At 61.6% G+C, this 26,801-nt stretch carries 19 protein-coding genes, 1 tRNA gene and 1 riboswitch; of the genes, 13 read left to right on the forward strand and 7 right to left on the reverse strand.

The window, feature by feature from the left end; translation table 11 throughout:
• The first annotated feature begins 292 nt into the window (after positions 1–292).
• From bcor_RS06925 to bcor_RS06935, 3 genes are all read left to right on the forward strand, one after another.
• Positions 293–1,783 carry an amino acid permease gene (locus bcor_RS06925; protein WP_033498435.1) on the forward strand — a complete coding sequence of 497 codons (1,491 nt, stop codon included), beginning with the start codon at positions 293–295 and terminating at the stop codon, positions 1,781–1,783.
• Positions 1,784–1,869: 86 nt separating this feature from the next.
• A riboswitch (Lysine riboswitch) is annotated at positions 1,870–2,047 on the forward strand.
• A gap of 103 nt (positions 2,048–2,150) precedes the next feature.
• Entirely contained in the window at positions 2,151–3,665 is a 1,515-nt protein-coding gene (locus bcor_RS06930; protein ID WP_038459329.1) for an amino acid permease, read from the forward strand.
• 272 nt (positions 3,666–3,937) lie between these two features.
• Positions 3,938–5,410 carry an amino acid permease gene (locus bcor_RS06935; protein WP_038459332.1) on the forward strand — a complete coding sequence of 491 codons (1,473 nt, stop codon included), beginning with the start codon at positions 3,938–3,940 and terminating at the stop codon, positions 5,408–5,410.
• 122 nt (positions 5,411–5,532) lie between these two features.
• On the opposite strand, the gene ilvC is transcribed toward bcor_RS06935, so the two are convergent.
• The 4 genes from ilvC to fbaA form a co-directional block, all read right to left on the reverse strand.
• Positions 5,533–6,636: a ketol-acid reductoisomerase gene (gene ilvC, locus bcor_RS06940; RefSeq protein WP_274518307.1), complete on the reverse strand. Its 1,104-nt coding sequence runs from the start codon at positions 6,634–6,636 to the stop codon at positions 5,533–5,535.
• A gap of 271 nt (positions 6,637–6,907) precedes the next feature.
• Positions 6,908–7,921, reverse strand: a complete 1,014-nt coding sequence (locus bcor_RS06945; protein WP_051875747.1) for an FAD:protein FMN transferase — start codon at positions 7,919–7,921, stop codon at positions 6,908–6,910.
• A gap of 91 nt (positions 7,922–8,012) precedes the next feature.
• Entirely contained in the window at positions 8,013–9,311 is a 1,299-nt protein-coding gene (locus tag bcor_RS06950) for an adenylosuccinate synthase (protein ID WP_033498466.1), read from the reverse strand.
• A 258-nt stretch (positions 9,312–9,569) separates the two neighbouring features.
• Positions 9,570–10,631 carry a class II fructose-bisphosphate aldolase gene (gene fbaA, locus bcor_RS06955; RefSeq protein ID WP_033491066.1) on the reverse strand — a complete coding sequence of 354 codons (1,062 nt, stop codon included), beginning with the start codon at positions 10,629–10,631 and terminating at the stop codon, positions 9,570–9,572.
• 318 nt (positions 10,632–10,949) lie between these two features.
• Here fbaA and bcor_RS06960 point away from each other — a divergent pair, with 318 nt between their 5' ends.
• From bcor_RS06960 to rlmB, 4 genes are all read left to right on the forward strand, one after another.
• A complete protein-coding gene (locus bcor_RS06960; protein ID WP_033498467.1) occupies positions 10,950–11,942 on the forward strand; it encodes a nucleoside hydrolase in 993 nt (330 codons plus the stop codon).
• Between the two features lie 11 nt (positions 11,943–11,953).
• Complete coding sequence (locus bcor_RS06965) at positions 11,954–13,357, forward strand: MFS transporter (RefSeq protein ID WP_033498469.1); 1,404 nt, start codon at positions 11,954–11,956, stop codon at positions 13,355–13,357.
• 735 nt (positions 13,358–14,092) lie between these two features.
• On the forward strand, positions 14,093–14,674 hold the full coding sequence (gene dcd, locus bcor_RS06970; RefSeq protein ID WP_033491059.1) for a dCTP deaminase: 582 nt from the start codon (positions 14,093–14,095) through the stop codon (positions 14,672–14,674).
• 217 nt (positions 14,675–14,891) lie between these two features.
• Positions 14,892–15,875, forward strand: coding sequence for a 23S rRNA (guanosine(2251)-2'-O)-methyltransferase RlmB (gene rlmB, locus bcor_RS06975; protein WP_033491245.1), 984 nt, complete (start codon positions 14,892–14,894; stop codon positions 15,873–15,875).
• Positions 15,876–15,953: 78 nt separating this feature from the next.
• On the opposite strand, the gene bcor_RS06980 is transcribed toward rlmB, so the two are convergent.
• The 3 genes from bcor_RS06980 to bcor_RS06990 form a co-directional block, all read right to left on the reverse strand.
• Positions 15,954–17,435 carry a DUF4032 domain-containing protein gene (locus bcor_RS06980; protein WP_081870425.1) on the reverse strand — a complete coding sequence of 494 codons (1,482 nt, stop codon included), beginning with the start codon at positions 17,433–17,435 and terminating at the stop codon, positions 15,954–15,956.
• Between the two features lie 200 nt (positions 17,436–17,635).
• Positions 17,636–18,763 (reverse strand): ABC transporter ATP-binding protein, encoded by a 1,128-nt coding sequence (locus tag bcor_RS06985; protein WP_033491057.1) that lies wholly within the window; start codon positions 18,761–18,763, stop codon positions 17,636–17,638.
• A 330-nt stretch (positions 18,764–19,093) separates the two neighbouring features.
• Entirely contained in the window at positions 19,094–19,492 is a 399-nt protein-coding gene (locus bcor_RS06990) for a carboxymuconolactone decarboxylase family protein (protein WP_033498470.1), read from the reverse strand.
• 231 nt (positions 19,493–19,723) lie between these two features.
• Here bcor_RS06990 and bcor_RS06995 point away from each other — a divergent pair, with 231 nt between their 5' ends.
• From bcor_RS06995 to bcor_RS07020, 6 genes are all read left to right on the forward strand, one after another.
• A complete protein-coding gene (locus bcor_RS06995; protein ID WP_051875749.1) occupies positions 19,724–21,844 on the forward strand; it encodes a serine/threonine-protein kinase in 2,121 nt (706 codons plus the stop codon).
• A gap of 65 nt (positions 21,845–21,909) precedes the next feature.
• On the forward strand, positions 21,910–22,848 hold the full coding sequence (locus tag bcor_RS07000; protein WP_033491053.1) for a DsbA family protein: 939 nt from the start codon (positions 21,910–21,912) through the stop codon (positions 22,846–22,848).
• 148 nt (positions 22,849–22,996) lie between these two features.
• Positions 22,997–23,070: transfer RNA gene (locus tag bcor_RS07005), tRNA-Thr, on the forward strand.
• Positions 23,071–23,479: 409 nt separating this feature from the next.
• Positions 23,480–24,919, forward strand: coding sequence for an aggregation-promoting factor C-terminal-like domain-containing protein (locus bcor_RS07010; RefSeq protein WP_033498471.1), 1,440 nt, complete (start codon positions 23,480–23,482; stop codon positions 24,917–24,919).
• Positions 24,919–25,857: a 16S rRNA (adenine(1518)-N(6)/adenine(1519)-N(6))-dimethyltransferase RsmA gene (gene rsmA, locus bcor_RS07015; RefSeq protein WP_033498472.1), complete on the forward strand. Its 939-nt coding sequence runs from the start codon at positions 24,919–24,921 to the stop codon at positions 25,855–25,857. Before bcor_RS07010 ends, rsmA begins: the two co-directional genes overlap by 1 nt.
• The gene (locus bcor_RS07020) at positions 25,854–26,783 is read left to right on the forward strand and encodes a 4-(cytidine 5'-diphospho)-2-C-methyl-D-erythritol kinase (protein ID WP_033498473.1); all 930 of its coding nucleotides are present in this window, start codon (positions 25,854–25,856) and stop codon (positions 26,781–26,783) included. The genes rsmA and bcor_RS07020 overlap by 4 nt, the downstream gene beginning before the upstream one ends.
• Positions 26,784–26,801 lie beyond the last annotated feature (18 nt).

The raw sequence follows: 26,801 nt of genomic DNA on the forward strand, positions 1-26,801 counted from the left end.
GAACATCAGCGCGTCGGTCCTTATCGGTACCGCAGGTGCAGCGTTGAGAATCACTTCCGGCATTCGAATCGAGCGCCCAACGTGGACCGCATCCTTGCACACACATACCGGTATTGTTGCGCGCCGATTGCTTACCAGTGAACGGCATGACCACAAATCACAAGCCTTCCGTTCCACTATGCAAACACAGCACCGACCGGGGCAACCCTCGACATATACGGTGGGCGCGTCAGTAAGCACCGGTACGCTGACGGCTACCAATGGCTTCATAGCTAAGGAACGGCGACCAGACATGACTCAGACCCCACCCCCAGCGCAGACGGATACGCCGGCAACCCCGCAGGAGGGAGCCCTGCGCAGAACCCTGAAAAACCGCCATATTCAACTCATATCGCTGGGCGGGGCCATCGGCACCGGACTCTTCTATGGTTCGGGAGAATCCATATCCCTGGCAGGCCCGGCCATCATCATCGCCTATCTGATTGGCGGTTGGGCCATCTTCATGATCGTCCGAGCCCTGAGCGAGATGAGCGTGGAGGACCCCAAATCCGGCGCCTTCAGTTACTATGCCACCCGTTACTGGTCCAAGAGGGCCGGATTCATATCGGGGTGGAACTACTGGCTGAACTACGTCCTGGTTTCCATGGTGGAGCTCTCCGTGGTGGGTTCCTTCGTCAACTTCTGGTTCCCGTCCATCCCCGCCTGGGTTTCCGCCGCCTTCTTCCTGGTGGTCATCACGGCCGCCAACCTGATGGGGGTCAGCAAGTTCGGCGAGTTCGAGTTCTGGTTCGCCATCATCAAGATCGCGGCCATCATCGCCATGATTGTCGGCGGCCTGGCCGTGGTCATCCTGGCCCTGCCCACAGCAGGCGGTCTCAAGGCATCCTTCTCGAACTGGTTCACCGTCGGTGGAGGATTCCTCCCCAACGGACTGATGCAGCGGGGGTCCGACGGGCAATGGACCGGCCTTCTCATGGCCCTGGCCGTGGTCATGTTCAGTTTCGGCGGCACCGAGCTGCTCGGCATCACCGCCGGAGAAACGGCGGACCCCCGCAAGACCATCCCCAGGGCCACAAACGCCGTCGTTTGGAGAATACTGGTCTTCTACATCCTTACTCTCGGCGTCATCATGGCCGTCGTTCCCTGGAACGCCATCGGCAAGCCCAACGCTCAAGGAATGGTAGTCAGCCCCTTTGTGCAGATCTTCGATTCGGTGGGCATCCACGCCGCTGCCGGTATCCTGAACTTCGTCTGCCTGACGGCCGTCATGAGCGTCTACAACTCGGCCCTATACTCCAACTCCCGCATGCTTTACTCCCTGGCGAAGCAGGGCAATGCACCACGATATCTGGGCCGGCTCTCCAAGGGCGGGGTGCCCTATGCCGGCGTTCTGACCTCGGCCTGCGTCATCGCCCTGGCCGTTGTGGTGGTCTTCCTCTGGCCCCGGTTCGCCTTCAACTACCTGATGAGCGTGGCCACCATCGCCGCCATGCTCAACTGGGCCATCATCATGCTGACCGAGATGCACTTCCGTAAGGCCGTCGCCGAAGGGTGCGGACCGGGCGAACTTGCCGGCAGGACCGGGAAAGACGCCCTGGATGCCCTCCATTTCAAGCTCCCCTGGGCCCGGGTGACCCCCTGGATGGTCTTGGCTTTCATGGCGCTCGTGGTGGTGCTCATGTGCTTCTCGCCCAGCTACCGACCAGCGGTCATCGCCGGCCCCATCTGGCTGGCCATACTCCTGGCGGCCTACCAGCTGACCCATCGGCACCAACACAGGTGAGGTATCGGTCCCGTAAAGATCCGAGGCCGGATAAGGGGGGTACGGACTCTTGTCAGAGAAGTGCTCTAGGCTGTCCTGTAATCACAAGTCACTGAAGAGGTGCCGAGCCTAACAGTAACCGAGGTCAGACAGTGTGGTGTCGACGACCCTCGGCGAAAGGAGGCTCGGCCGAAGCGGCCCGGTCCTACACGACCGGCTCGCTGGGTCCGGGTTGAAGAAGCCCGGGACTGTCGCAGCTTGATGCTGCGGAGCGCTATGGACCTTGTTACAGGCTGATTGCCTCATGAGATTCCGCCGGAACGATTGCGGAACCATACGGAAGCCATCGCCATGGCGCCCTCAGACCATGTCGAGGAGAGATAAGGCTATGGCGACCAGCAGGGTCGGGCACGAGAGCCCGTCCACGAAGCGTAAAGCTGCACAGGGCAAAGGGAATCAGGTACAGCGCAACCTGAAGACACGGCACGTTTCCATGATTGCCCTGGGTGGCTGTATCGGCACCGGGCTCTTCATGACCTCCGGATCCACCATCTCCAAGGCAGGACCAGGCGGCGGACTGGTCGCCTACGCAGCCATGGGCCTCATGGTCTACTTCCTGATGACCAGCCTCGGCGAACTGGCCACCCACATGCCCGTCTCCGGCTCCTTCGCCACCTACGACGCCAAGTACGTGGACCCCGCCCTGGGATTTGCCATGGGATGGAACTACTGGCTGAACTGGGCCATCACCGTGGCTGTGGACATCTCCACCGCGGCCTTGCTGATCCAGTACTGGCTACCGGACACCCCGGGCTGGGTTTGGAGCCTCCTGGTGCTGGTGGTCATCTTCCTGATCAATGCCCTCACCGTATCGACGTTCGGGGAAACGGAGTTCTGGCTCTCCCTGATCAAGGTCCTTACGGTCATCGTCTTCCTGGTCATCGGCTTCGCCATGATTCTCGGCATCATGTACCGCCCGGCCGCAGGACTGCACAACTTCACCTACAAGGACGCCCCCTTCGTCGGGGGATTCCCGGCCATACTCAGCGTTTTCCTGGTTGCGGGCTTCTCCTTCCAGGGCACCGAGCTGATCGGGGTCACCGCCGGCGAGTCCGAAGATCCCAGCCATGCCGTCCCCAAGGCCATCCGGGATGTGTTCTGGCGGATTCTCCTCTTCTATATCCTCTCCATCTTCGTCATCGCGGCCCTGATCCCCTACACCAGCCCCCACCTCCTCGGAGCATCAGAAGGCAACATCGCCATGTCACCCTTCACCCTGGTCTTCCAACGGGCAGGACTCGCCTCAGCAGCCAGCATCATGAACGCCATCGTGCTGACCTCCGTGCTCTCCGCAGCCAACTCCGGGGCATACGCAGCGACCCGTATGCTCTATGCCCTGGCGCACGAGCACTATGCACCGCGCATATTCGGCAGGACGACCCGTCACGGCATTCCCCTGATGGCCCTGGCTGCCACAACGGTGGTCTCCCTGGCGACCTTCGCCTCAAGCATCTTCGGCCAGCGCATCTACATGTGGCTGGTGGCGGCCTCCGGTCTGACCGGATTCATCGCCTGGATCGGCATAGCCCTGAGCCACTACCGCTTCCGCAGGGCCTGGGTGGTCCAAGGGCACAAGGTCAGTGAACTCAAATATCACGCCAAGCTCTTCCCCCTAGGGCCCATCCTCGCCTTGGTGCTCTGCCTTGTGGTCATCGGGGGGCAGAACATCGAGGCCTTCGTCACATGGAACTGGCAGGAAATCGGAGTCACCTACATCAGCATCCCCCTGGTCCTGGCGCTCTACCTGGGATACAAAATCAAGCACCACACCAAGATTGTGCCCCTGGACCAGATGGACCTGACCTCCTCTTCACCCGAGTTCGAATCCCGAACGGGGGCCTGATTCCCGACCACCCACGACAGCGACCGGGACACACTGCCTAGTAGACTGATGGATCATTGGGGCAACCACCCCCATCAGCATCCCCACCGATTCCATAGTGCCCACAAGGCGAGCGATTCGGAAGGGCGCGGGTGACATCCATATCAGGGACCGGCCAGACGGATAATCCGACCAGCCTGAACCCTCCCCGACGGCGAGCGGGAAGGGTGGGCGCAGAATAATCAGCACTCGGTTTACGGGCATGCGGCCTATAGACCCGAAAGGGAGACGGAATGTCTTCAGATGATAAGGGCAAGGGGACCGGACAGTCCCAGGGCATGGTCAAGCGCAATCTGAAGACCCGCCATATATCGATGATTGCCCTGGGTGGCTGTATCGGCACCGGGCTCTTCATGACCTCCGGATCCACCATCTCCAAGGCAGGACCAGGCGGCGGACTGGTCGCCTACGCAGCCATGGGCCTCATGGTCTACTTCCTGATGACCAGCCTCGGCGAACTGGCCACCCACATGCCCGTCTCCGGCTCCTTCGCCACCTATAGCGCCCGGTATGTGGACCCCGCCCTAGGCTTCGCCATGGGCTGGGACTACTGGCTGAACTGGACCATCTCCGGAGCTGTTGACATTTCGACCGCCGCGCTCCTGATTCAGTACTGGCTGCCCGATACACCGGGCTGGATCTGGAGCCTCCTGGTCCTGGTCGTCGTCTTCCTCATCAACGCCCTGGCCGTCTCGGCCTTCGGGGAGACGGAATTCTGGCTCTCCCTGATCAAGGTCGCCACCATCATCGTCTTCCTGGTCATCGGCTTCGCCATGATTCTCGGCATCATGTTCCAGCCTGCTGTGGGCCTGCACAACTTCACCTACAAGGATGCCCCCTTCGTGGGCGGCTTCCCCGCGATCATGGGCGTCTTCCTGATAGCCGGATACTCTTTCCAGGGCACCGAGGTGGTGGGGGTCACCGCCGGCGAATCGGAGGACCCCGGCAAGGCTGTTCCCAAGGCCATAAACGAGGTGTTCTGGCGGATTCTCCTCTTCTATATCCTCTCCATCTTCGTCATCGCGTCCCTGATCCCCTACACCAGCCCCCACCTCCTCGGAGCATCAGAAGGCAACATCGCCATGTCACCCTTCACCCTGGTCTTCCAACGGGCAGGACTCGCCTCAGCAGCCAGCATCATGAACGCCGTGGTCCTGACCTCCATCCTCTCGGCCGTCAACACGGGCGCCTATGCCTCAAGCCGCATGCTCTACGGACTGGCCAAGGACCACTACGCCCCCAGGATCTTTGCCAGGACCACCAGGCGGGGCATTCCCATGGCCGCCCTTGTGGCCACCGTCTGCATGTCCCTGGCCACCTTCGCCTCCAGCATCTTCGGGCAGACCTTCTATATGTGGCTGGTGACGGCAACGGGCCTGACCGGATTCATCGCCTGGATCGGCATAGCCCTGAGCCACTACCGCTTCCGCCGGGCGTTCAAACTGCAAGGGCATGATTTGAGCGAGCTCAAGTACCACTCCAAGCTCTACCCTCTGGGTCCCATCCTGGCAATGGTGCTCTGCCTGGTCGTCATTGCCGGGCAGGACATCCCCTCCATGGCCAGCCTGGACTGGTCGCACCTGGGCATGACCTACTTCAGTGTGGTTCTGGTCCTTGCGCTCTACCTGGGCTACAAGTTCATCAACCACACCAAAATCGTCAAGCTGGCGGACATGGACCTTTCAGGGGCCGGATCCGCCGACTGACCCCCTCCTGCGCAGGGTCGCGAGCGCGCCTTACGCAAATGGAACCGCCCCACGTTGAGCAGAAGCTCATTCGTGGGGCGGTTCCTGTCCGGTCGTGATTCGGGGCCCTCAGGCCCGCAGGATCACTGAACCTGGGAACGGGCGATCTTGCCGGTGAAGGACTGGGCCTCGTCGGCATCCTTGACGTCCTTGTTCCAGGAGAACATGGCGCGCAGCTTGGGACCGACCTCCTCGATCTTCTCGTGGGAGAACTTCTCCTGCAGCTCCTTGAACTTGGGTGCCCCGGCATCCTGGTCGTCAATGAACTCCTTGGCGAAGGAGCCGTCCTGGATGCGCTTGAGCTGGTACCGCATGCGATCCTTGGTGGACTCGTCGACCACGGTCGAGGTGAAGTCGCCATACTGGGCGGTGTCGGAGCAGGACCAACGTGCCTTGTTCAGACCACCCTCGTTCATCAGATCGACCAGCATCTTCAATTCGTGGCAGACCTCGAAGTAGGCGATTTCAGGCTGGTAGCCGGCCTCGGTCAGCACTTCGAAACCGGTCTCGACCAGGTGGTTGACGCCACCCATGAGCACATCCTGCTCACCGAAGAGATCGGTCTCGGTCTCCTCCTTGAAGGTGGTCTTGATGGCACCTGCACGCAGGGCGCCCATGGCCTTGGCGTAGGCCAGGGTGATATCCCAGCCGTCACCGCGGGGATCCTGCTCCACGGCCACCACCACCGGCACGCCACGGCCGGCCACGTACTCGCGACGGACCATGTGGCCCGGGCCCTTGGGGGCGACCATGAAGACGGGATGGTCGGCGGTTGGCTTGATATACCCGTAGTGGATGTTGAACCCGTGGGCGAAGCCGACGGCCGCACCCTCCTTGATGTTGGGCTCGATCTCCTCGCTCCAGATGGTGCGCTGGTACTGATCAGGAGCCAGGATCATGATGATGTCGGCTTCCTTGGTGGCATCCGCCACGGTCTTGACTTCCAGACCCTGCTCCTTGGCGAACTCAACCGACTTGGAGTTGGGACGCAGGCCTACAACCACGTCGACGCCGGAGTCGCGCAGGTTCAGCGCGTGAGCATGTCCCTGAGAACCGTAGCCGATGATGGCCACCTTCTTGCCTTCCAGAACCGAGAGATCCCCATCCTTCTCATACCAGATCTGTGCTGCCATTAGCTTTACTCCTTTATAAACGGTCCTTCTGGTCCACCCATTGCGGCCAGGGATCGCGAAACATTACTTGACTACTTGATTAGTTCTTATTCAGCGGACATTGCTCATTGGCTCCGACTCCGGATTTTGTCCTTCGCCAGGGTCAACCGACTAATACATCTTTTGCGTCCACCTTACTCGCGGCGTGGCCGGGCGAGCACCATGCGACTCATTGTTTGGACATCGATAAATATCGACTATCAAATGCGGAACGGAAACCGCTCACGCCCGCACGAAGCGCCGGAATCGGTTTACCCACTGGCATGAGTACATCCCTAGCCGCAGCTCACCCCACGAAAAATGCGCCTGGGAATCCTTTGGAAACCACGGCATGACGGGAATCATCGAGCCCGGCACAGGCAAAAGGGAACCGTTCAGCCAGACCATTGGGTCCAACCAGGAAGAGGGCCGTGGATAAACCGTCCGCCAGCGCGGTCGGATACAGTTTCGCCAGGCGATTATCCCGGGGGTCGCCCAGTTCCTGACCTTGATTCCCCGAACGGTCCTCCTGCCCCACCACCACCACCCAGGTGGCCTTGACACGGCGGACAGGCATACCATCGACAGCGTTGAGGATATGGTGGAGGGCCATCAGCCCCTCCTCCTCATCGCCCCCTCGGGGGACGGTCCATTTCCGCCTGCTGGGGGCCGAGGCGCCAAGAGAACCGGTTGTCATCCTGATGACTCCGACCGCCCTGGTCAGGTCATCGGGATCCTCCATGGCAATGGAGACCGCTCCAGGGGCCTGGATACGCATATCACCCCCGGCATCAATCAGGTAGTCTCCCACACCTTCGGCATCGTCGGTCCGGTTGAGCACATCAGCCAGGAGGTCCACCAGGTACCCCTTGCCCAGGGCTCCAAAGTCCAGCTGAACCGGCCCCCTGGTCCGCAGAATCACACCATCGCGCTCAACATCATCCCCCCAGGTGGACCTGCCCTTGATTCGCCCGAGATGGTCGACCGCATCAGCGCTCAAGCGGAAGGTCATATCCCTTCCATATCCCAACCGCGCAAGATCAGCTCCAACAGCCGGGTCCAGAGCACCCCCCGTGGCGAGGTACAGGCAATCGTAGAGGTCGAACAGGCCCTGGCAGTATTCGGGGAACCGGAAATTGCCGCCCCGCTTCGCTCGGGCCATGTCCGCCAGGATGGAATCATCCCGAAACCTGGACAGGGATGATTCATAGGTGTCAATCAGCCGCCCCAGTCCGGCACGGAGCTCAGACCCGACCGGCTTGGAGGTATTGATGATGATGCCGGTTCCCAGCGCTTCGGGAAAGGCTGTCGAATAGGGCATGGAGGCAGGTCCCGTTCCTGGACTCGGGTGCATCCCGCAACCCCCTCCGCAATCTGCGGACTCCGGCGACCTGCCGTATCCCGGCGTCATGTCAGCACAGGGAGTGAATCTGTACGATCTGGTCGCGACCGGGACCCGAACCGATGGCCGAGATGCGGCAACCGGAAAGGTCCTCAAGATGGCGGACATAGTCCTTGGCCCTGGTGGGGAAGTCATCGAAGCTGCGGGCTCCGGAAATATCCTCCCGCCAACCCGGAAGCTCCTCATAGACCGGCTGCGCGGACTGGAACTCGGCCTGGTCGGTGGGCATCTCGTCGACACGGACCCGAGAGCCATCGGCCCGGGTCACGTCATATCCGACGCAGACGGGAATGGTCTCCAGACCGGAGAGGACATCCAGCTTGGTCAGCACGATGTCAGTCAAACCGTTGATCTGAACCGCATAGCGGGAGACCAGGGCATCGAACCAGCCGCAGCGGCGCGGGCGGCCAGTGGTGACCCCGAACTCGTGACCCTGCCTACGCAGCCACTCGCCCTGTTCATTGTCGAGTTCGGTGGGGAAGGGACCCTCGCCCACACGGGTCACATAGGCCTTGGCCACACCGACCACCCGGTCGATCCTGGTGGGACCGACACCGGTGCCGGTGCAGGCGCCCCCGGCCGTGCAGTTGGAAGAGGTGACGAAGGGATAGGTGCCATGGTCCACATCCAGCATGGTGGCCTGCCCACCCTCGAACAGCACGTTCCTACCCTCATCCAGGGCCTTGTTGAGGATCAGCGAGATATTGGCCACGTAAGGACGCAGGCGTTCAGCGTACCCGCTCAGCTCATCCACGGTGGCATCGATATCGATGGCCCGCCGGTTGTAGAGCTTGACCAGCATCTGGTTCTTCTGGTGGAGGCTGGCCTCGACCTTGTCGCGCAGGTGGTCCGGATTGAAGAGGTCATGGACGCGAATGCCCACACGGTTGATCTTGTCGGCATAGGTCGGGCCTATGCCGCGACCGGTGGTGCCGATTCTGCGTTTGCCCAGGAATCGCTCGGTCACCTTGTCCAAAGTACGGTCATAGGGGGCGATGACATGGGCGGACTCGCTGACACGAAGGCGGCTGCAGTCCACTCCACGCGATTCCAGCCCGTCAACCTCCTCGAAGAGGGCCTTGGGATCCACGACCACCCCGTTGCCGATGACCGGCGTGATGGAAGGGTGGATGATACCGGAGGGGAGGAGGTGGAGGTCATACTCCTGATCACCCACGACCACGGTGTGACCAGCGTTGTTGCCGCCGTTGAACCTGGCGACATAGTCCATGCGTTCGCCAATGAGATCCGTTGCCTTGCCTTTGCCCTCGTCACCCCACTGGGCTCCGACAATCACGATTCCAGGCATACGACACGCTCCTTTTCCAGCGGCCTCCCTCAGGAGCAAGGGCGGACCATCCACACACGAGCCTATCCCGACGTATGGAGCTGACCGGACAGTGTCAAAGCCTGGCCCCACAGGGAAATTCATCAAGGGCCACAACCCTGAGTGCAACAGTGGGACGGGTGTCTCCCACGGGGGTTCCTACTCTGCCAAGCGGGCATCATCCGTGAGCCAACTCTCTCCGGCCCACATCATCCGAGTGTTTGCAGGGAACCCTCTCGACTACTTCAGGGCACGGCCGGCGCTGCCCAGCCTCCGACAGGCCTCGACCACGCGGGCCGCCATGCGGTCTTCGCCCTCCCGGCCCCAGGACCGGGGGTCGTACTCGTTCTTGGCACCGACCTCACCATCGATCTTGAGGACCTTGTCGTAGTTGGCAAACATATGCCCGGCGATGGCCCTGGTGAAGGCGTACTGGGTATCGGTGTCGATATTCATCTTGACCACTCCATAGGAGACAGCCCTGGCGATGTCAGCAGGCTCGGACCCGGAACCACCGTGGAAGACCAGAAGGAAGGGCTTGTCACCGGGAACCCCGGGGCCCGGAGAAGGGACCCGACCGGCACCGACGGCACGGGCGGTGCGGTTCTGGATCTCTCCCAACAGGTCGGGTCGGAGCTTGACCACGCCAGGCTTGTAGGCCCCATGCACATTGCCGAAGGTGAAGGCCACCATGTACCGACCCCGCTCACCCAGCCCCAACTCGTCGACCACTCTCAGCCCGTCGTCAGGAGAGGAATAGAGACGCTCGTCAATTGCCGCGGAGTGACCGTCCTCCTCACCACCGACGGTACCCACCTCTATTTCCAGAATCGTATGGGCGGCCCGGGAGTCCTCCAACAGCTCCTTGGCGATGTTCAGGTTCTGCCCCAGGGGCAAGGATGAACCGTCCCACATATGCGACTGGAAGAGCGGATCCTGACCGCGAGCCACCTGGTCCTTTTCGTAGGCGAGGAGGGGACGGACCCACTCGTCCAGGTATTGAGGGGCACAGTGATCGGTGTGAAGCGCCACGGTGATACCGGGGTACTGGTCGATCACCTCCTTGGCGAATCTGGCAAAGGCAATCGAGCCGACCACCCGATCGGCAAGGTTTCGCCCCGACAGGTAGGACGCGCCGCCGACCGAAACCTGGATGATGCCATCCGACTCCGCCTCGGCAAACCCCTCCAAGGCAGCATTGAGGGTCTGGGTACTGGTCACGTTGATGGCCGGATAGGCGTAGGAACCGCTTCTGGCCGCATCCAGCATCTGCGCATACCGTTCGGGGGTTGCAAGAGTCATGGTTGCATTATCCCAGTATCCCGGAACTTCAAACCTCGTCGACCAGACGGCATGATGAAGAGCGTTTTTCCCGGCCCCGTTGCCAAACCGCCCTCACCTGCCCGGAAGCGTTACGATTCATTCCTTTGGGCGAACGTACAGGCCCCGAGATTGACAAGAGTTTCGACCCCTAGTAGTTTATCAACAAGCAGTTTTGGTGAAACGTTATACCTTTTGCGGTTATTAGCGCGAACCATACGGAAGCCAAGCCAGGAAAGTCGAGCAATGAGGACAAGCGGGGGGACGACTTGGGTCCGCCCGCCTCGGAAGGAAGCAACCGTGGCAGCAACCAAAGAGACGCCCAGGAAAATCATCCTGGACCTTGATACGGGTATCGACGACACCTTGGCACTCTCTTATGTGCTGGCATCGCCAGAGGCCGAGCTGATCGGCATCACCGGCACCTACGGCAACGTGGTCGTCGAGCAGGGTGTAGCCAACGACCTGAACCTACTGGCCATGTACGGGCGCGACGACGTCCCCGTTTTCAAGGGCATAGACCACCCCAGCACCGCGGATTCCTTCTCCGTGCCCCCGGATTCCGAAATCTTCCACGGCGCCAATGGAACCGGCAACATCGAAATCCCGGCACACTCCGACCGGAAGGCCCAGGAGGAGAGCTCCGTCGACTTCATCATCGAATCGGTCCGACGCTACCCCAAGGAGGAGCTGGCCATCGTTCCCACCGGTGCCCTGACCACCATCGCCGCCGCTCTGGAAAAGGCCCCTGACATCGTCGATAAGATCAGAATCGTCCTGATGGGCGGCAGCCTGACCCAGCCCGGCAACGTAGGCCCCTTCGCCGAGGCCAACATCAACCAGGACCCCGAGGCCGCCAACAAGGTCTTCGCCACCACGGCCGACATCACCATGGTCGGATTGGACGTGACCACCCAGGTGCAGATGAGCCGCGAAGACACCGAATCCCTGCGCGGTACAGGCACCGCAATCGGGCGGTTCCTGGCCGACATGACCGACTACTACATCAACATCACCGAGCAGGAGGAGGGAGTCTTCCTCGGCGGGTGCAACCTGCATGATCCTCTTGCCGCGGCCGTCGCCATTGACCCCAGCCTGGTCACCACCTTCGCCACCAACCTGATGGTGGAGACCGAAGGGCCGCAGCGGGCCCGGACCATCGGCGACCCCAACCGCCTCACAGACAAGACCAAGAACACCAAGGTGGCCCTCTCGGTGGATGCCGAGCGCTTCACCAGCCAGTTCATGGAACGACTGATGTCCTTGGCAACCGGCCAGACGACCGAACGATGAAAAGGGAAACGATGAGCGAAACAGCCGAAACGGTGAACACCACCGAAGCCGATGAGAACAGGGTCAGGACCAAGCGCGCCCTGCCCGCCCTCCTGACCATCTTCCTCCTGGGCACCCTGATGATCCAGGCCTTCAACCTGGTCTTCCAGAACGTAGGCGACTCCCTTGGAATGTCCGCGAATGCCTCCCTCATCAGCACCCTGCCCGGCATCGTCCTGGGTGTGGTCTGCATGCTCTACGGGACACTCTGCGATTACATCTCCCCCCGAAAGATGACCCTCTTCGGGGTCGGTGCCCTGATCATCGGCAGCCTCCTCGGCTTCTTTGGCGCCTCTAACTTCTGGGCCGTGGTCCTGGCCCGCATGATCCAGACCGCAGGCGGCCAGGTGGCAGGCTCGGTCTTCCTGGTCATGGCCATGAAGTACCTGAGCGACAAGGAGCGCGCCTTCTATCTGGGTGTTTTCAACGCCGTCTACTACGCCTCATCGGCCGTGGGCATCTTCGCAGGTGGCCTGATCACCTCCATCGACTGGAAGTACCTCTTCCTGGTCCCCCTGATCTCCGTCCTGCTCATTCCCCAGGTCCTGAAGAACACCCCCGACACCAGCGTCAAGGGAGAGCGGATCGATGCGTTCGGCATCGCCCTCTTCGCCTTGATCGCCGGGTTCGTGGCCATCTACTTCTCCTTCCCGGCCGCCTGGATGCTGGCTGTGCTGGCCATCCTGATCGCCGTCTTCGCGGTCTATGTCTGGAAGGGCAGCAACCCCTTCCTGAGCCGGAAGTTCGTGACCAACGGGGCCTACATGTCGGTGCTCCTGGCCCTCTTCGTCTTCTACTTCTTCAACTTCGCCTGCGTGCCGATCTACAACGTGATCGGTGACCAGATCTACCAGATCTCACTGAAGCAGGTCTCGATCTGCCTGACCATCGTCTACCTGGTGGCCACCCTGGTGGGTTGCGTGTCCGGCTCGATTCTCTCGACCATCGGCAGGCTCCCCATGCTGGTCCTCTCGGCGGCACTGATGATTGTGGGCAGCATCGGCTCGGCCATCTTCATCTCCTCCGGTTTCTGGACCCTGACCGCCCTGGCATGCGTCTTCATCGCAGGTATCACCATGTCGTACACCCCGCTCTACGACTCCTTCTCGGCCACCCTGCCGGTGGACCAGAACGGACGCGGCATCGGCATCGGCGACCTGATGATGAACACCTCTGCCTCCATCGGTATGGCCGTATACAGCGGGCTGATGTCCAACCAGAGCTTCGGTTCACGCGGCTTCCTTGGCGTTGAGCCCGGCGCTCCGGCCCAGGCGGCCAACATGTTCTGGGTAATGGGCCTGACAGCGGCCCTGGCCCTGGTCATTGTTCTGATCTTCCATCGGAACATGTCTTCCAAGGCCCCCAAGAACCAGTAACCAAGAACAACAAGACTTCCCACGAACACCAATATCAGGATTTGGTCAGCGCCACGACCAGGACGTGGGCGGTACCCCAATACCGCCCACTAACCCCTGTCGCGGAGTTGGCCATGTATACCGGGGAGGAAGCATCGGTGGGTATGCCTTCGGCATCGTAATATCCCCCTCTTCCCTCAGCCGCCGGAGACGTAACCGCCACTCCCCTCCCCCTTTGAAAGGCCCCGTCATTGCCATAACGGACGGGGCCTTTTTCATACCTTCCGACATGAGGAAAACGAACGCGCCACGAGCAGGCAGGGATTGGGGCAACGATACGTGTCCGACAGGAAACGGGCATAATCGGCAGGATGGAACTTCCCAGCTAGAACGACGGACCGCATATAAGAGAGACCCGGCGGGAGTTGGGTCCGCCGGGTCAGAGAGAAGAAAGGGAAATCAGTTATGCAAATGTCGTAATGACATCCGATCGGCGGTACTAACTGCCGACAATTACAGTAAACACCGGAGACCTTGGGAAGACGATGGGATTACCTGAAAAAGTGCTGACAACCCGGAATCAGGGCCTACCGAGCCCCGGCATGCAGTACGCAGGTTACCGCCAAAGCGCCCCAGGAATCAGACCCAACTCCCGGCACTGTAGACTGATACATGGCTCATGCTCACGCATCTCGCAACATCTCAGTATTGTAGAGGCATCGGCTTAAGAGTGAATTGCAAAAGGAGAACAGGCACATGCTGCTCAGCGACCGTGACATATTGAAAGCCCATGATGAAGGGCACCTCGCCCTGGACCCATGGACACCGCAAATGGTCCAGCCTGCCAGTATTGATGTTCGTCTCGATAAGTACTTCCGCGTCTTCAACAATCACGAGTACACCTATGTGGATCCGGCCGAAGACCAGGGTGCACTGACCGAGCAGTTCGAAGTGCGCCAGGGCGATCCCTGGATTCTCCACCCCGGTGAGTTCATACTGGGCTCAACCTGGGAGTACATAAAAATCGACTCCACCCTGGCCGCCCGCCTGGAAGGCAAGAGTTCGCTGGGGCGTCTCGGCATCCTCACCCATTCCACGGCCGGCTTCATCGATCCCGGCTTCGAGGGGCATATCACCTTGGAGCTGTCGAACGTCAGCAACCTGCCGGTGAAACTGTGGCCGGGGATGAAAATCGGACAGATGTGCTTCTTCGAGCTCACTTCGGGCAGCGAATTCCCCTATGGGTCAAAGCACAACGGCTCCCACTACCAGGGTCAGCGGGGCCCCACCCCCTCGCGTTCCTATGTCGACTTCTACAAGGCCGACGTCTCCAGCTGATTCCCATCCCTGACCCTCCCAGGTGCCAGGAGCGGGGCGGATTCCCCGTTTTCGACTCACTCGTTTGACTTCAAGCCCACTTGAAGGCGTATGCATGCAGAGGAGCATGCACTCGCCTTCAGGATGCACAAGTGACCACTGCACCCCTGAGGCCCTGCCCTGGGTTGAGACTCTGCACGGGACCGGCAGGTTCCAGCCTGCCCCTAATATGGAGAACATGGCTATGAAGAAAGGCCCGACCAAGGGTTCGGGCGGCAAGCACCGCAACAAGCTTCGAGGCAAGGGGCCCACCCCCAAGGCCGAGGATCGCGTATATCACAAGGCATACAAGGCCAAGCAGGCGGCCCAGCGCCGCCAGGCTGCGGACCCTCGCCTGGCAGCGCGGCGCCGTGCCGACCGATTCACCTCGGATTCCGATGACCTGGTCATCGGCCGGAATGCCGTACTTGAGGCCCTGCGTGTAGGGGTACCGGCCAGCCAACTCTACCTGGCTGCGCGCATGGAACACGACGACCGAACCCGGGAGATCGTCCGCCTGGCCGGGCAGGAGGGCCTGAACCTCCTTGAGGCCGATCGCCTTGAAATGAACCGGATCGCCCGGTCCAGCAACCACCAGGGTGTGGTCCTCAAGGTGCAGCCCTACCAGTACTCCTCCCTGCAGGAGCTGGTGGACAGGGCCGAGAAGCACGCCTCCGCCCTGAGCAAGGCCAGCGGAGCCGCAAGGGTCAACGCCCGTCCGCTCTTCATCGCTCTGGACGGTGTGACAGACCCCCAGAACCTGGGAGCCGTAATCCGATCTGCCGCCGCCTTCGGGGCTTCAGGTGTCATCCTGCCCGAACGGCGCAGCGCCTCGGTCACCGCAGCCGCCTGGAAGGTATCGGCCGGGGCGGCAGCCCATATGCCCGTAGCCAGGGTGGTCAATCTGACCAAGGCCATCCAGGGACTCAAGGAGCGCGGCTACTATGCCGTTGGTCTGGCAGGCGAAGGCCAGGCAATCGTCGGTGAGACCGGCTTTGAAACCGACCCCCTGATCGTGGTTCTGGGTTCCGAAGGCAAGGGGCTGAGCCGCCTGGTCAGTGAAAGCTGTGATGCCCTGGCCTCCATCCCCATCTCCAGCTCGGTCGAGTCCCTTAACGCCTCAGTGGCGGCCGGTATCAGCCTCTATGCCGTCTCCACGGCCCGCCGCAAGTCCGTCGAGTAGGCAGGGCCGTCAGAACAATTCAGCCGACCACGGGCGTTCAACCCCGTGGTCGGCTGAATTGTCATCAGACCTGATTCATCAGCTGGAAGCCCAGACCGCAGCATCCTGATCATCCTGGTCAGCGGCGGCCTCCAGACTTCCCGGGGTGAGTCCGCCCCCGAAGACCGGATTGACTGGGTTGCTCCGGTCGTCATCACTTCCGACGGTTTCACCCCTCCCTCCGTCTCCGCCCTGCTTCCAGTGCATCTCATCATCCACGACACCGGAGTCGGCTTCTTCGTTGATGGTCTTCATGTCCTCCGAGTCCAACCTGTACTCAGGCAGGGACTCCTTGATGTAGCTCTGCACGGCCTCGGCCATGGGTACATCATGCCCGGCCTTTTCCGCCAGGCGCCAACGATGGGTCAGAACCTCATGGAAGAACTGGGCCGGCTCAATCTGGCTGCGGTACTCGGACGGTATCATCCGAACGGTGGGCTCGAAGACCTCGCGCATCCAATCGGTGGCCACAATCTCCAGATCTTCGCCCTGCCGCCAGGTCGAAGCCCTGTAGGCATCCAAATCATTCAGGAGGCGACGAGCCTGATTCTCCTGGACATCCAGGCCGGTCAGACGCAGAAGCTTGCGGGAGGCGTACCCGGCATCGACCACCCTGGGTCGCACCAGTACACGGTTCCCGTCCTCCTCGGTCTTCATTTCAAGCTCATCCACATCGAAGCCCAGGTCGTTGAGCTTGTTGACCCTGCGTTCAATCTTCCACATCTCGTCAGGGTCGAAGCTGTCCACGTCGGTCAGGGCGCTCCATAGGGAGTGGTAGCGGTCGACCAGACGGTTGCCCACATCCACCTCGTCCACATCGCCGGAGAGGAGATTGCCCGAGTGGAGATCCATCAGTTCGCCGATGATATTGGTCCTGGCCAGATCGATATCGTACTCGCGTTGACCATCGGTCAGGCTGGCATGGAGGTCACCGGTCTCGGCATCGACCAGGAAGGCCGAGAAGGCATCTGCGTCACGCAGGAAGAGCACGTTGGATAGGGATACGTCACCCCAATAGAAACCGCCAAGATGCAACCTGACCAAGAGGACCGCCAGGGCATCAATCAGACGCTCGGCCGTATCGGGGCGGAGGTTGCGCGCAAAGAGTGCACGGTAGGGCAGGGAGAACTTCAGATGCTGTGTGACCAGCATGGCCTCCAGGGGCTGCCCATCCCGGGTGTGACGCCCGGTGACCACGGCAATCGGATTGACCGTGGGCAGCTCCAGCTTCTGGAGCTTACGGAGCAGCTCATACTCCCGTTCGGCCACCCGCTGGGTAATCTCCTTCATGGCATATACGTCATCGCCCACATGGACGAAGCGGACCACGTGCCTGGAGATGCCGCGGGGCAGATTGGCCAGAAGCTCCTGGGGCCAGGTCGCCAGTGGATCCTCCCAGGGGAGGGTGAACATCTTCGGATTGGAACTTGAGGCGGTGATGTGCAGGGCGGCGGGTTCCCGTTCAGGCTGGGAGGAATCCGGCACCTGTATGGATGTGGCCTGGACGGCCCTGGGATCCATGGAGGCTGCGGTGGCCCGGTTGATATTCACACTGGTCATGCTTCACCAATCTAATCGTCGCCCCTCCCACACGGGAAGAGCCCCGCGCGAACCTGTCGCACAGGGCTCCTGGTCACCCGACCAATAGGAAAGGGAAGAGGAAAAGGGACCGTGCGGACGAATCCGATCCTTTGGACCCGACCGCACGAATCCCGGTGCAATCAGTTCAGACGCAGCTCGGTGGCCGGAGAGAAGAGGTGCATCTTCGCAGGATCGATATGGATCTTCACCACATCGCCGACCTTCGGCAGGGCACGCGGGCTGACGCGGATTGTAGTCAGCTTGTTCTGGTCGGACATAACGGTAGCCTGCTCGGCTGCACTGTCGTCGGTCAGAATGTTGCCGTAGATGTATCCGTCGGAACCCAGATCCTCGACATTGGCGACCTTCAGGGAGAAGGCGTCAGGTTCGGAGGGGCCGGCCAGGGAGGCATCCTCGGGGCGGAAGCCCACGACGATCTTGCCCTCGTCCTCGGGAGTCAGCTTGTCGACAGCCTCGCGGGGCAGGCTGACGGTATCCTCACCAATCTTGGCCTGACCATTGACGACCGGGTGGATGTTGATGTTCATCGAAGGAGAGCCGATGAAGCCGGCCACGAAGACGTTCTCGGGGCGGTCATAGAGTTCGGTGGGAGCACCGACCTGCTGCAGGATGCCCAGCTTGATGACGGCAATCCTGTCGCCCATGGTGAGGGCCTCGGTCTGATCGTGGGTCACGTACAGGGTGGTGACGTTCAACTGACGCTGCAGGGCGGCAATCTGTGTACGGGTCTGCACACGGAGCTTGGCATCCAGGTTGGAAAGAGGCTCATCCATCAGGAAGACCTTGGGCTGGCGCACGATTGCACGACCCATGGCCACACGCTGACGCTGACCACCGGACAGTGCCTTGGGCTTGCGATCCAGGTACTCGGTGAGGTCGAGGACCTCAGCCGCCTTCTCGACCCGCTGGCGAATCTCGTCCTTGGGCGTCCCGGCAATCTTCAGGGCGAAGCCCATGTTGTCGGCAACGGTCATGTGGGGGTAGAGGGCGTAGTTCTGGAAGACCATGGCGATGTCACGGTCCTTGGGCTGCATGGTCGTGACATCCGTGTCACCGATGAGGATGCGCCCCTTGTTGACTTCCTCCAGGCCGGCCAGCATGCGCAGGGTCGTGGACTTGCCGCAACCGGAGGGGCCAACCAGGACCAGGAACTCGCCGTCCTTGATATCAAGACTGAGGTCACTCACCGAGGGCTCATCATTGCCCGGGTAGATACGAGTGACGTGGTCAAATACCACTTCTGCCATTGTTCATCCTTTCATCGGCAGGTACGTGCCGAACGATCCGTAGTGAAGGGTTGATTTTTCACTGTGGTTTCCGTCTTGAGACCAAGCCAACTTCGGCCGTGTCGCACAACGGTTTTTATTTGTCGGTTAAGAGAAACTCTCCCTCGAGCCACTTATCACTATACACCAAGGATCGATCTCGGTTCGCGCCCATTTGTCGGCTCTCATCGGCCTTGGAGCCGAACTATTCAAATCCCCCAGTCACTGGTGCATCACAGCGACTGGGGGATTTGCGTTCGCGGGATTGCCAAGCCGGTGCGACTCAGGCAAGTGCGAAGTGGTCGTTCCTACTCAGGCCTTGGACTCGGCGGAATCCTCATCGGCACTTGCGAAGACCTTCCGTGCCACATTGATGGCATTAATGACCCTCGGGAAGCCCACGTAGGGCACACACTGGAGGATGGCTTCGATGACGGACTCCTTGCTCAGCCCAACATTCAGGGCACCCTGGATGTGAACAGCCAGCTGCGGGGCCGTATCACCCTGTGTGACCAGGCTGCCTATGGTGACCAGCTCCCGCTGCTGCAGGCTGAGCCCCTCCCTGGTGTATATGTCGCCAAAGGCGAATTCGACAATCCAACGACCCAGGTCGGGCGCTATATCCTGCAGGGAGTCGATGACATCCTGACCTCCCTTGCCATCGATGGCTGCCAGAGCCTGTGATCCTTGTTCAAAACGCGAAGTTTCCATGAACTTCCTTTTCCTTTTTGTAGTAAGGATTTCCCCTTCGAGAATATTGTATCAGCGACTGTTTGCAGATATCATCCGTCCCCTTCTCAGCGCACCTGACCACCCGGCCTTTCGGGGACCGTCTTCACCGGACATCGAGTTCTTGCGCAGGGGGACGGCATCCCGACGCGGGAACGAAACGACGGAACCCGGAATCAGGTCATTTTCACCAAGTCGGGGCACAATGGAGATATGAGTGATCTTGAAGGGCTGAATCTGGAACCGGGTCGGCTGGTTGGGGGCTACACCCTGATTGAACCCCTTGGCGGCGGTGCCATGGGGTCCGTCTGGCGTGCCAGGGATGACGGGGGCCAGGACTACGCCATGAAGATCCTGCGGGAGTCCCTGACGGAGGATGACCAGGACCGGCCCGACAGTCCCGAAGCCCGCGACCGAGCCTCCGCCCGCGAGCGCCTGCGCCGCGAGGCCCTGTCCCTGAAGCGAATCAACCATCCCGGGGTCTGCCAGATAGTCGATATGGAGCTCGATGATGCCCTGGCATTCATCGTGACCGAGCTGATTGAGGGGCGGAACCTCCGGGATGATGTGGCGGCCAATGGTCCCTATACGGGCGATGACCTCGAACGGCTGACCAGCAAGATGATCGATGCGGTCAGGGCTGTCCACCGGGCGGGCATCGTCCACCGTGACATCAAGCCCACCAACGTGATGATCTCGGCCTCGGGGCCGGTCCTGGTCGACTTCGGCATCGCCATGGGCCAGGGGGAGAGCCACGTTACCCGAACGGGGCTGGTCATGGGAACCCCGGGATTCATCGCCCCTGAAATCATCGACGGGGCCGAATCCGACCAGGGTACGGACTGGTGGAGCACAGCGGCGGTCCTGGCCTTCGCCGCCACCGGCAAGCCCGTGTTCGGCAGCAAACCCATGATGGCGGTCCTGGAGCGGGAGGCCTCGGGCAATGCCGACCTGTCCGGATTGCCCCTCGACACCATGAAGGCCTTCAGGGCGGCCCTCTCCCCTGACCGCGATTCCCGTTGCAGCCCCGAAGACCTCCTGGGCGCCATCACCAGGGATGCCATGGACCCCGGCGCTGGGGGCTCCGGAATTGCCACAGGAGACAACACAACACATCAGCCGGCCCAGGATCAAGGCACTCGGGAGGAGGGGGTGCGCCCTTTTGGCGCAAGCTCTTCAAGGGATGACTCGGGACAGGAGGAACCGACCCAGGTGGTGGAACCTGCCACACAGGTAGTGGAGCCCGAAACCCGAACCCTGGAAGCAGGAACGTCCGTGATTCCGGCCCAGGGCAATCCCCGTATGGCCTGGTCCTCTGCCGATGAAGCCACCGCCACCCTGGATGCGCTCAGCCGTGACGACCCCGAGGAAACCACCCGGTTGGGCGGAACCCAGATGCTGCAGACCCACGCCTTCCCCCAGGGGGTATGGGACGACCGCCAACCGCAGTCCGATATGGAGGACGCCCAGGCCACGAGCTACCAGGGTCCGCCCCTGCCGGCCGCCAGCCCCCTCCCCCCGGAAGACACCGGTCATTGGCTGGGCGATCAGCCCCCGGCTCAGGAGCCTCCAGCCCTGATCCGACAGACCCGTTATCTCCATGCCGGCACAGCGGTACTGGTCATCATCGGTTTCATTCCGGCCCTCATGGCTCTGGTGGCCCCCATTTCCGCCCTGGTCCTGGCGTGGATGCTGATGTGGTTCCTGGGTACCGCCGGCCTGAGTCTGCAGGGCCAGATCAATCGGGAGCTGAAGCGGGGAGGCCAACGCAGGGGGCATGACCGGGCCCTGAATGCGGCCGCCCTGCCCTGGCACCTGCTCAAGGCCCTTCTGCTCAGCCTCCCTCGCATCCTCATCCTGGCCCTGGTGGTCTTGGTAATCGGCGCACTGGCCACCTGGCTTGGCGGACAGACAACGGTTTCGGGGTATATAAACCTGGGCGGGCACCTCCTGCGCTTCCCTCTTCCGGCAGGAGCCCCCCTCTCCCTGGTGGGATTGACCATGGGGCTGGCAACCATGGTGGGTTGGCTCTCCACCGTGCTGGTCGGGGAGGCCGGACCGGATGCCAAGAAGGCGGCCGGATGGGCCTACATGGTCCGCCTCGGTGCAGGTTGGCTCCCCCTGGGGGCCGTTGACCAGGCGGTCAATCCAAGCACCGACCCACAGGCCATGCAAGGCCAATCGGAGACCGAATCCGCCACATCCAAGCCCAAGGGCCATCGCCGGGCCTGGACCATGGTCCTGGTCTGGGTGCTCGTTCTGGCCGCCGTCCTGACCCTGGTCGCCCTGCATCCTTCCATGGACTGGTCACCTATACCCATTCTTCACTCGTAATCCGTCCTCGACCTCATGGACCGCGATTAGACTTTGCTCAGTATTCAAATGAAAGGACCCGTGACATGTCCAAGTCCAGCCGCCAGTCCACCCAGGCCAGGCAGCAGCAGAACCGCAAGGCCAGGCTCCGGGCCGAGGAGGAGGCCCGCCAGCAGGAGGCCGCCCGGGAACGCAAGCAGCAGACCCTGATCGGACTTATCGTCACCATCGTGGTGGTGGCCCTGATTGCCCTGGGCGGATTCCTCTATTGGAACAGCCACAAGCCGGTCAAGGTGGAAAACGCCTACGAGACCGTCCAGAAGGTCAAGGTGAAGCCCTCGGTCGCCAACGACAAGGGCGGCATACTGATCAGCAAGGCCGGAGTGGACAAGTCGGTTGAGCAGGCCCCCACGGTGGAGATCTACATGGACTTCATGTGCCCAGGCTGCGGTGCCCTTCATCGCGGATTGGACTCCACCCTGACCGCCATGGTGAAGGCCGGGCAGATCAACCTGGTCATCTACCCCATGTCGTTCATGGACCGACTCACCACCGACGAGTACTCATCCCGTGCAGGTTCCGCCGCGGTCTACATCGCGCAGAACGATCCGGATCACTTCCTGCCCTTCATGGCCAGTCTTTACGACAAGGACTTCCAGCCCGACGAGGAGAACTACAAGCCGGTCAGCGACAAGCAGATCCGCCAGCAGGCCATCAAGGCGGGCATCAGCCCAGAGATGGCAGACCGTTCCCTCAAGGGCGAGTACAGGGCGTGGCTGAGTGCTTTGGACAAGTACACCCCGACCCGTAAGGAACTGTGGAATACCTCGGGGCACAACAAGGGACAGATGTCCACACCGACCGTCCGCATCAACGGGACCTTCTGGGACCTGGGGCAACTCTCCACGTCCGGACTGGACTACAAGGCCGGGCTCCTCAAGGCCATAGGCCTCGACCCCGAGCAGGTTGGCCAGGATGATGTCCTGCCTTCAATCGGCCCCAAGGGCAGCCCACTGGCCTTGTAACACCCCTCGCGCATACGCACGGAACGCCGGCTCGCTCTCTCAATCCCATGCAGGATGTGTGTTCGCGCAAAGAGAGCGTTCCCGGCAGTGCATGGATGGTGTTAGGATAATCCACTGTATTGAGACCTGTGTCTGTCGGAACAGGACCGCCTCCTTAGCTCAGTTGGCCAGAGCAGCCGCCTTGTAAGCGGCAGGTCGTCAGTTCGAATCTGACAGGAGGCTCATTCGTAACGGAATTGCGTTGATTCCCCGCAAGAGGTTCAATTTTCTACAGGTTGCGATAGGATATTTAAAGATAACTACAGAGCTTCCCTCGAGTAAGTCATTTCGAAGGCTCAGCCTTCGAAGGTACGGACCGGAGTCATTCCCCAACCATCTCCGCTCCGTATTGGGGGACGGGATCATTCCCCTTCATTCCCGTCCTCTCCTCGTTAGGTCCGCGAGCAAAACCGCGTGACCCGGAAGAGCCCGGTCGACCACGATGGCCGACCGGGCTCTTCTGCTATCTCAGGTCCCATCAAATGTGTACATTTATCTGGCTCTTGTCGCCCCCACAGCCGGGACCGAGCCGTTACCCGCTAAGATTCACGGGAGGGTACACCAGACGACTTCAGGTTCGGAGGGAGACGGGATGGCCAGACGCTGGACACCGCGGCGGTTCATCGTACAGAGACGGGTACGCGTGGCTCTGTGCGCCATCCTGACCGTCGTGGCAATGACCATCACCTTCGGCCTCACGGCCCACAAGAGCGTATCCCTGAGCGTCAATGGGCAGACGCGCACCATCAATACCTATGCCTACAGCGTGGACGGACTCCTGAAACAGGCCGGGGTCAAGGTCAAGACCCACGACCTGGTCGATTCGACCTCTGGCGGACAGCTTCGCAACCACGATGTGGTTACCGTCCGTTCCGCATACCAGACCACAATCAACATCCAGGGGCAGCAGGTTGCCTTCTGGACCACGGCCACCAGCGTCAACCAGCTCCTTGGCTTCTTCGAGGCCAACCAACGCAACGCCATGAAGGTCACCGTGGACGTGAAGAACGTTTACAACCAGCTGACCGGCGGTCTGGTCATCAACCAGGAAGGGCCTGTGACGGTCATTGCCGACGGGAAGAGCTCCGTGGCCCCAAACGGCAAGCTGCCAGCGGCTTCCATCCTCGATTCCAAGGGGATAGTCCTGGGCAAGGAGGATCGCGTCTCGGTCGAAAAGGACCAGGACACCACGGTCCTGCGGGTACGACGCGTCACCCATGGAGAGACCGTCAGAAGCACCCCCCTGGCCTTTGGGATCCGAACGGTGATTGACCCTAATCTGGCCCCGGGGCAGATTGAGATTCGTCAGCAGGGCGTCGACGGAGAGAAGCAGGAGACCATACAGGTCACCTATGTGGATGGAGAGGCGGAATCCGAGAGCGTAGTCAAGGAAGAGACCGTCAGCATGCCCATCGACCAGGTGGTGGCCATCGGTCCGGACAAGCAGGAGACCAAACCGGACCAAGGCAAGACGAATGATGGGGACAAGGGCAAGAACAAGGATAAGAACCAGGAAAAGAACGAGTCGAAGCAGGACTCCGACCAGGATAAGCCGACCCAGCCCACCACCCCTCCCCAGACCTCCAGACCGACCGAACCCGCACAGCCGACCCAGAATCCGCAACCCGCACAACCACCCGAGCCAGTCCGGCCCCCGGCCCCTCCCACCCCGACACCACCGACACCACCAACGCCACCGACACCAAGTAGCGGACTCTGGCACGCCTCTCCGGAAGCGGCCATGACCTACGCAGCGGGAGCCGCAGCACAGAGGGGATGGGTCGGAAGCCAGTTCGATGACCTGGTCAAACTCTGGAACAGGGAATCGCGATGGCTCTGGTACGCGGAGAATCAGTACTCGGGCGCCTATGGAATACCCCAATCCCTACCTGGCAGCAAGATGGCGTCGGCTGGTGCCGCCTGGCGTGATGACGCAGCCGTTCAGATTGATTGGGGCCTGAGCTATATCGCCGGCAGGTACGGCAACCCCAGCGGGGCCTGGCGGCACTCGGAACAGACCGGATGGTACTGATGCCCCTGCCCACCCCAGATGCACAGGGCGACCAGATCACCCACACCACCGATACGGACCAGGCCGAGACCGGACACCTCCTCGGAGCTGCGGATATCCGCCGCATAGCCGACCTGGCCGGGATCCACCCCACCAAGCGACTGGGGCAGAATTTCGTCATCGACCCCGGAACCGTGCGCCGAATCGTCCGTCTGGCCGAGGTGGGTGCCAATGACCCGGTTCTGGAGGTCGGACCGGGGCTGGGCTCCCTGACTCTCGGCCTCCTGGAAGTCGGCAGCAAGGTAACGGCCGTCGAGATCGATCCCGCTCTGGCCGCCCGCCTGCCCGAAACAATCGCCGACTTCATGCCCGATGCCCAAGACCGCCTCACGGTCATCAACAGGGATGCCCTGACACTGTCCGCGGACAACCAAGCCGACCTGGCGGCAGCAGGGAGCCTGACCCTGGTGTCCAACCTCCCCTACAACGTGGCCACACCTATCATCCTGACCCTGCTGGAGCGCTTCCCCAACCTGAATCGCTTCCTGGTCATGGTGCAGAAAGAAGTGGCCGATCGCCTGGTCGCCTCCCCCGGGTCCAAGGTCTACGGGGCCCCCAGTCTGAAACTGGCCTGGTACGGACGGGCCGAATCCGCAGGCCGAATCGGGCGCAATGTCTTCTGGCCAGCACCGAACGTGGACTCGGCCCTGGTCTCCTTCACCCGTGCAACCGCGCCGTCCACCTCGCCGGAAGCCGTGGAGTCCCAGCGAAAAGAAGTCTTTGCCCTGGTGGATGCCGCCTTCGGGCAACGGCGCAAGACCCTCCATGCGGCCTTGAAGGGGTTGGTACCTCCCGAGGCTTTCACCGAGGCCGGCATAGACCCCACGCGGCGCGGCGAGACCATGCGCGTGGAAGAGTTCGCCGCCCTGGCCCGGGCCTGCCGGGAGACGGAGGAATGACACAACCGGAAGAAGCCGGACAACCAACCGGCAGAAGCGTAAGCCTGGACTGCCCGGCCAAGATAAACCTGAGGCTGAAAGTCGGGCCCAGTCATGATGAGTGGGGTAGCCGCCACCAACTGGATACGATCTACAGCGCTATCAGCCTCCATGACCGGGTTGACCTGACCTTACGGGAACCGGGCTCCGGCTTCGCGCTGACCTTGGAGGGGGACCACCTGGGCGATCTGGCCGACGGCTATGCCGACCCCAAAGCCAACCTGGCCGTCAAGGCCCTTCTGGCCCTGGCCGGAACCACCGGTCACCAGCCTGACGTCTCCATCCACATCACCAAGCGCATACCGGTCGGTGCGGGCCTGGCCGGAGGATCGACCGATGCCGCCGGTACCCTGCTGGGCCTGAACAAGCTCTGGGGACTCGGTCTCCCTATGACCAGCCTGGAACCAATCGCCGCGGACCTGGGTGCCGATCTTCCTTTCTGCCTGCATGGCGGCATCTGCAAGGGGGCCGACTTCGGCCAGAAACTAACTCCCCTGGATACTCACGGCACCGAAGTCGCCCGACTGACCGAGACCGGGCTCACCGGGCATATGTTGATCGGTGCCTACGAGAAGGAACTCAGCACGGCCCGTGTCTACCGGACTTTCGACGAGGTTGGGTCGGGCCACAACGACCTCAACGACCTGGAGCTGGCCGCCTGCACCCTCCATCCTCGCTCAGGTCTTGCCCTTGACCTGGCCCGCGGATTCGGAGCCGGCCCCGCCTTCATCTCCGGGTCAGGACCCTCAGTGGTCGCCATGGTTCCCGAAGGGGACAGGGCAGCGACCCTGAAAGCGATCTGGGAGCGGGAAGGCGCCGTGGACTGGATCATCGAAGCCGACTCACCGGTCGCACCCGTCGTGAGACCGGTGAGCGTCACCCATTGAAGGTAGAGTGTTGACCAG

The organism is Bifidobacterium coryneforme (assembly GCF_000737865.1).
Classification (GTDB): domain Bacteria; phylum Actinomycetota; class Actinomycetes; order Actinomycetales; family Bifidobacteriaceae; genus Bombiscardovia; species Bombiscardovia coryneformis.

Excerpts from the sequence above, each read along its gene's own strand:
- bcor_RS06925 (WP_033498435.1), top strand. The coding sequence starts at position 293 with ATGACTCAGACCCCACCCCCAGCGCAGACGGATACGCCGGCAACCCCG.
- bcor_RS06930 (WP_038459329.1), top strand. The coding sequence starts at position 2,151 with ATGGCGACCAGCAGGGTCGGGCACGAGAGCCCGTCCACGAAGCGTAAA.
- bcor_RS06935 (WP_038459332.1), top strand. The coding sequence starts at position 3,938 with ATGTCTTCAGATGATAAGGGCAAGGGGACCGGACAGTCCCAGGGCATG.
- bcor_RS06945 (WP_051875747.1), bottom strand. The coding sequence starts at position 7,921 with ATGCCCTATTCGACAGCCTTTCCCGAAGCGCTGGGAACCGGCATCATC.
- bcor_RS06950 (WP_033498466.1), bottom strand. The coding sequence starts at position 9,311 with ATGCCTGGAATCGTGATTGTCGGAGCCCAGTGGGGTGACGAGGGCAAA.
- fbaA (WP_033491066.1), bottom strand. The coding sequence starts at position 10,631 with ATGACTCTTGCAACCCCCGAACGGTATGCGCAGATGCTGGATGCGGCC.
- bcor_RS06965 (WP_033498469.1), top strand. The coding sequence starts at position 11,954 with ATGAGCGAAACAGCCGAAACGGTGAACACCACCGAAGCCGATGAGAAC.
- dcd (WP_033491059.1), top strand. The coding sequence starts at position 14,093 with ATGCTGCTCAGCGACCGTGACATATTGAAAGCCCATGATGAAGGGCAC.
- rlmB (WP_033491245.1), top strand. The coding sequence starts at position 14,892 with ATGGCTATGAAGAAAGGCCCGACCAAGGGTTCGGGCGGCAAGCACCGC.
- bcor_RS06980 (WP_081870425.1), bottom strand. The coding sequence starts at position 17,435 with ATGGATCCCAGGGCCGTCCAGGCCACATCCATACAGGTGCCGGATTCC.
- bcor_RS06985 (WP_033491057.1), bottom strand. The coding sequence starts at position 18,763 with ATGGCAGAAGTGGTATTTGACCACGTCACTCGTATCTACCCGGGCAAT.
- bcor_RS06990 (WP_033498470.1), bottom strand. The coding sequence starts at position 19,492 with ATGGAAACTTCGCGTTTTGAACAAGGATCACAGGCTCTGGCAGCCATC.
- bcor_RS06995 (WP_051875749.1), top strand. The coding sequence starts at position 19,724 with ATGAGTGATCTTGAAGGGCTGAATCTGGAACCGGGTCGGCTGGTTGGG.
- bcor_RS07000 (WP_033491053.1), top strand. The coding sequence starts at position 21,910 with ATGTCCAAGTCCAGCCGCCAGTCCACCCAGGCCAGGCAGCAGCAGAAC.
- bcor_RS07010 (WP_033498471.1), top strand. The coding sequence starts at position 23,480 with ATGGCCAGACGCTGGACACCGCGGCGGTTCATCGTACAGAGACGGGTA.
- rsmA (WP_033498472.1), top strand. The coding sequence starts at position 24,919 with ATGCCCCTGCCCACCCCAGATGCACAGGGCGACCAGATCACCCACACC.
- bcor_RS07020 (WP_033498473.1), top strand. The coding sequence starts at position 25,854 with ATGACACAACCGGAAGAAGCCGGACAACCAACCGGCAGAAGCGTAAGC.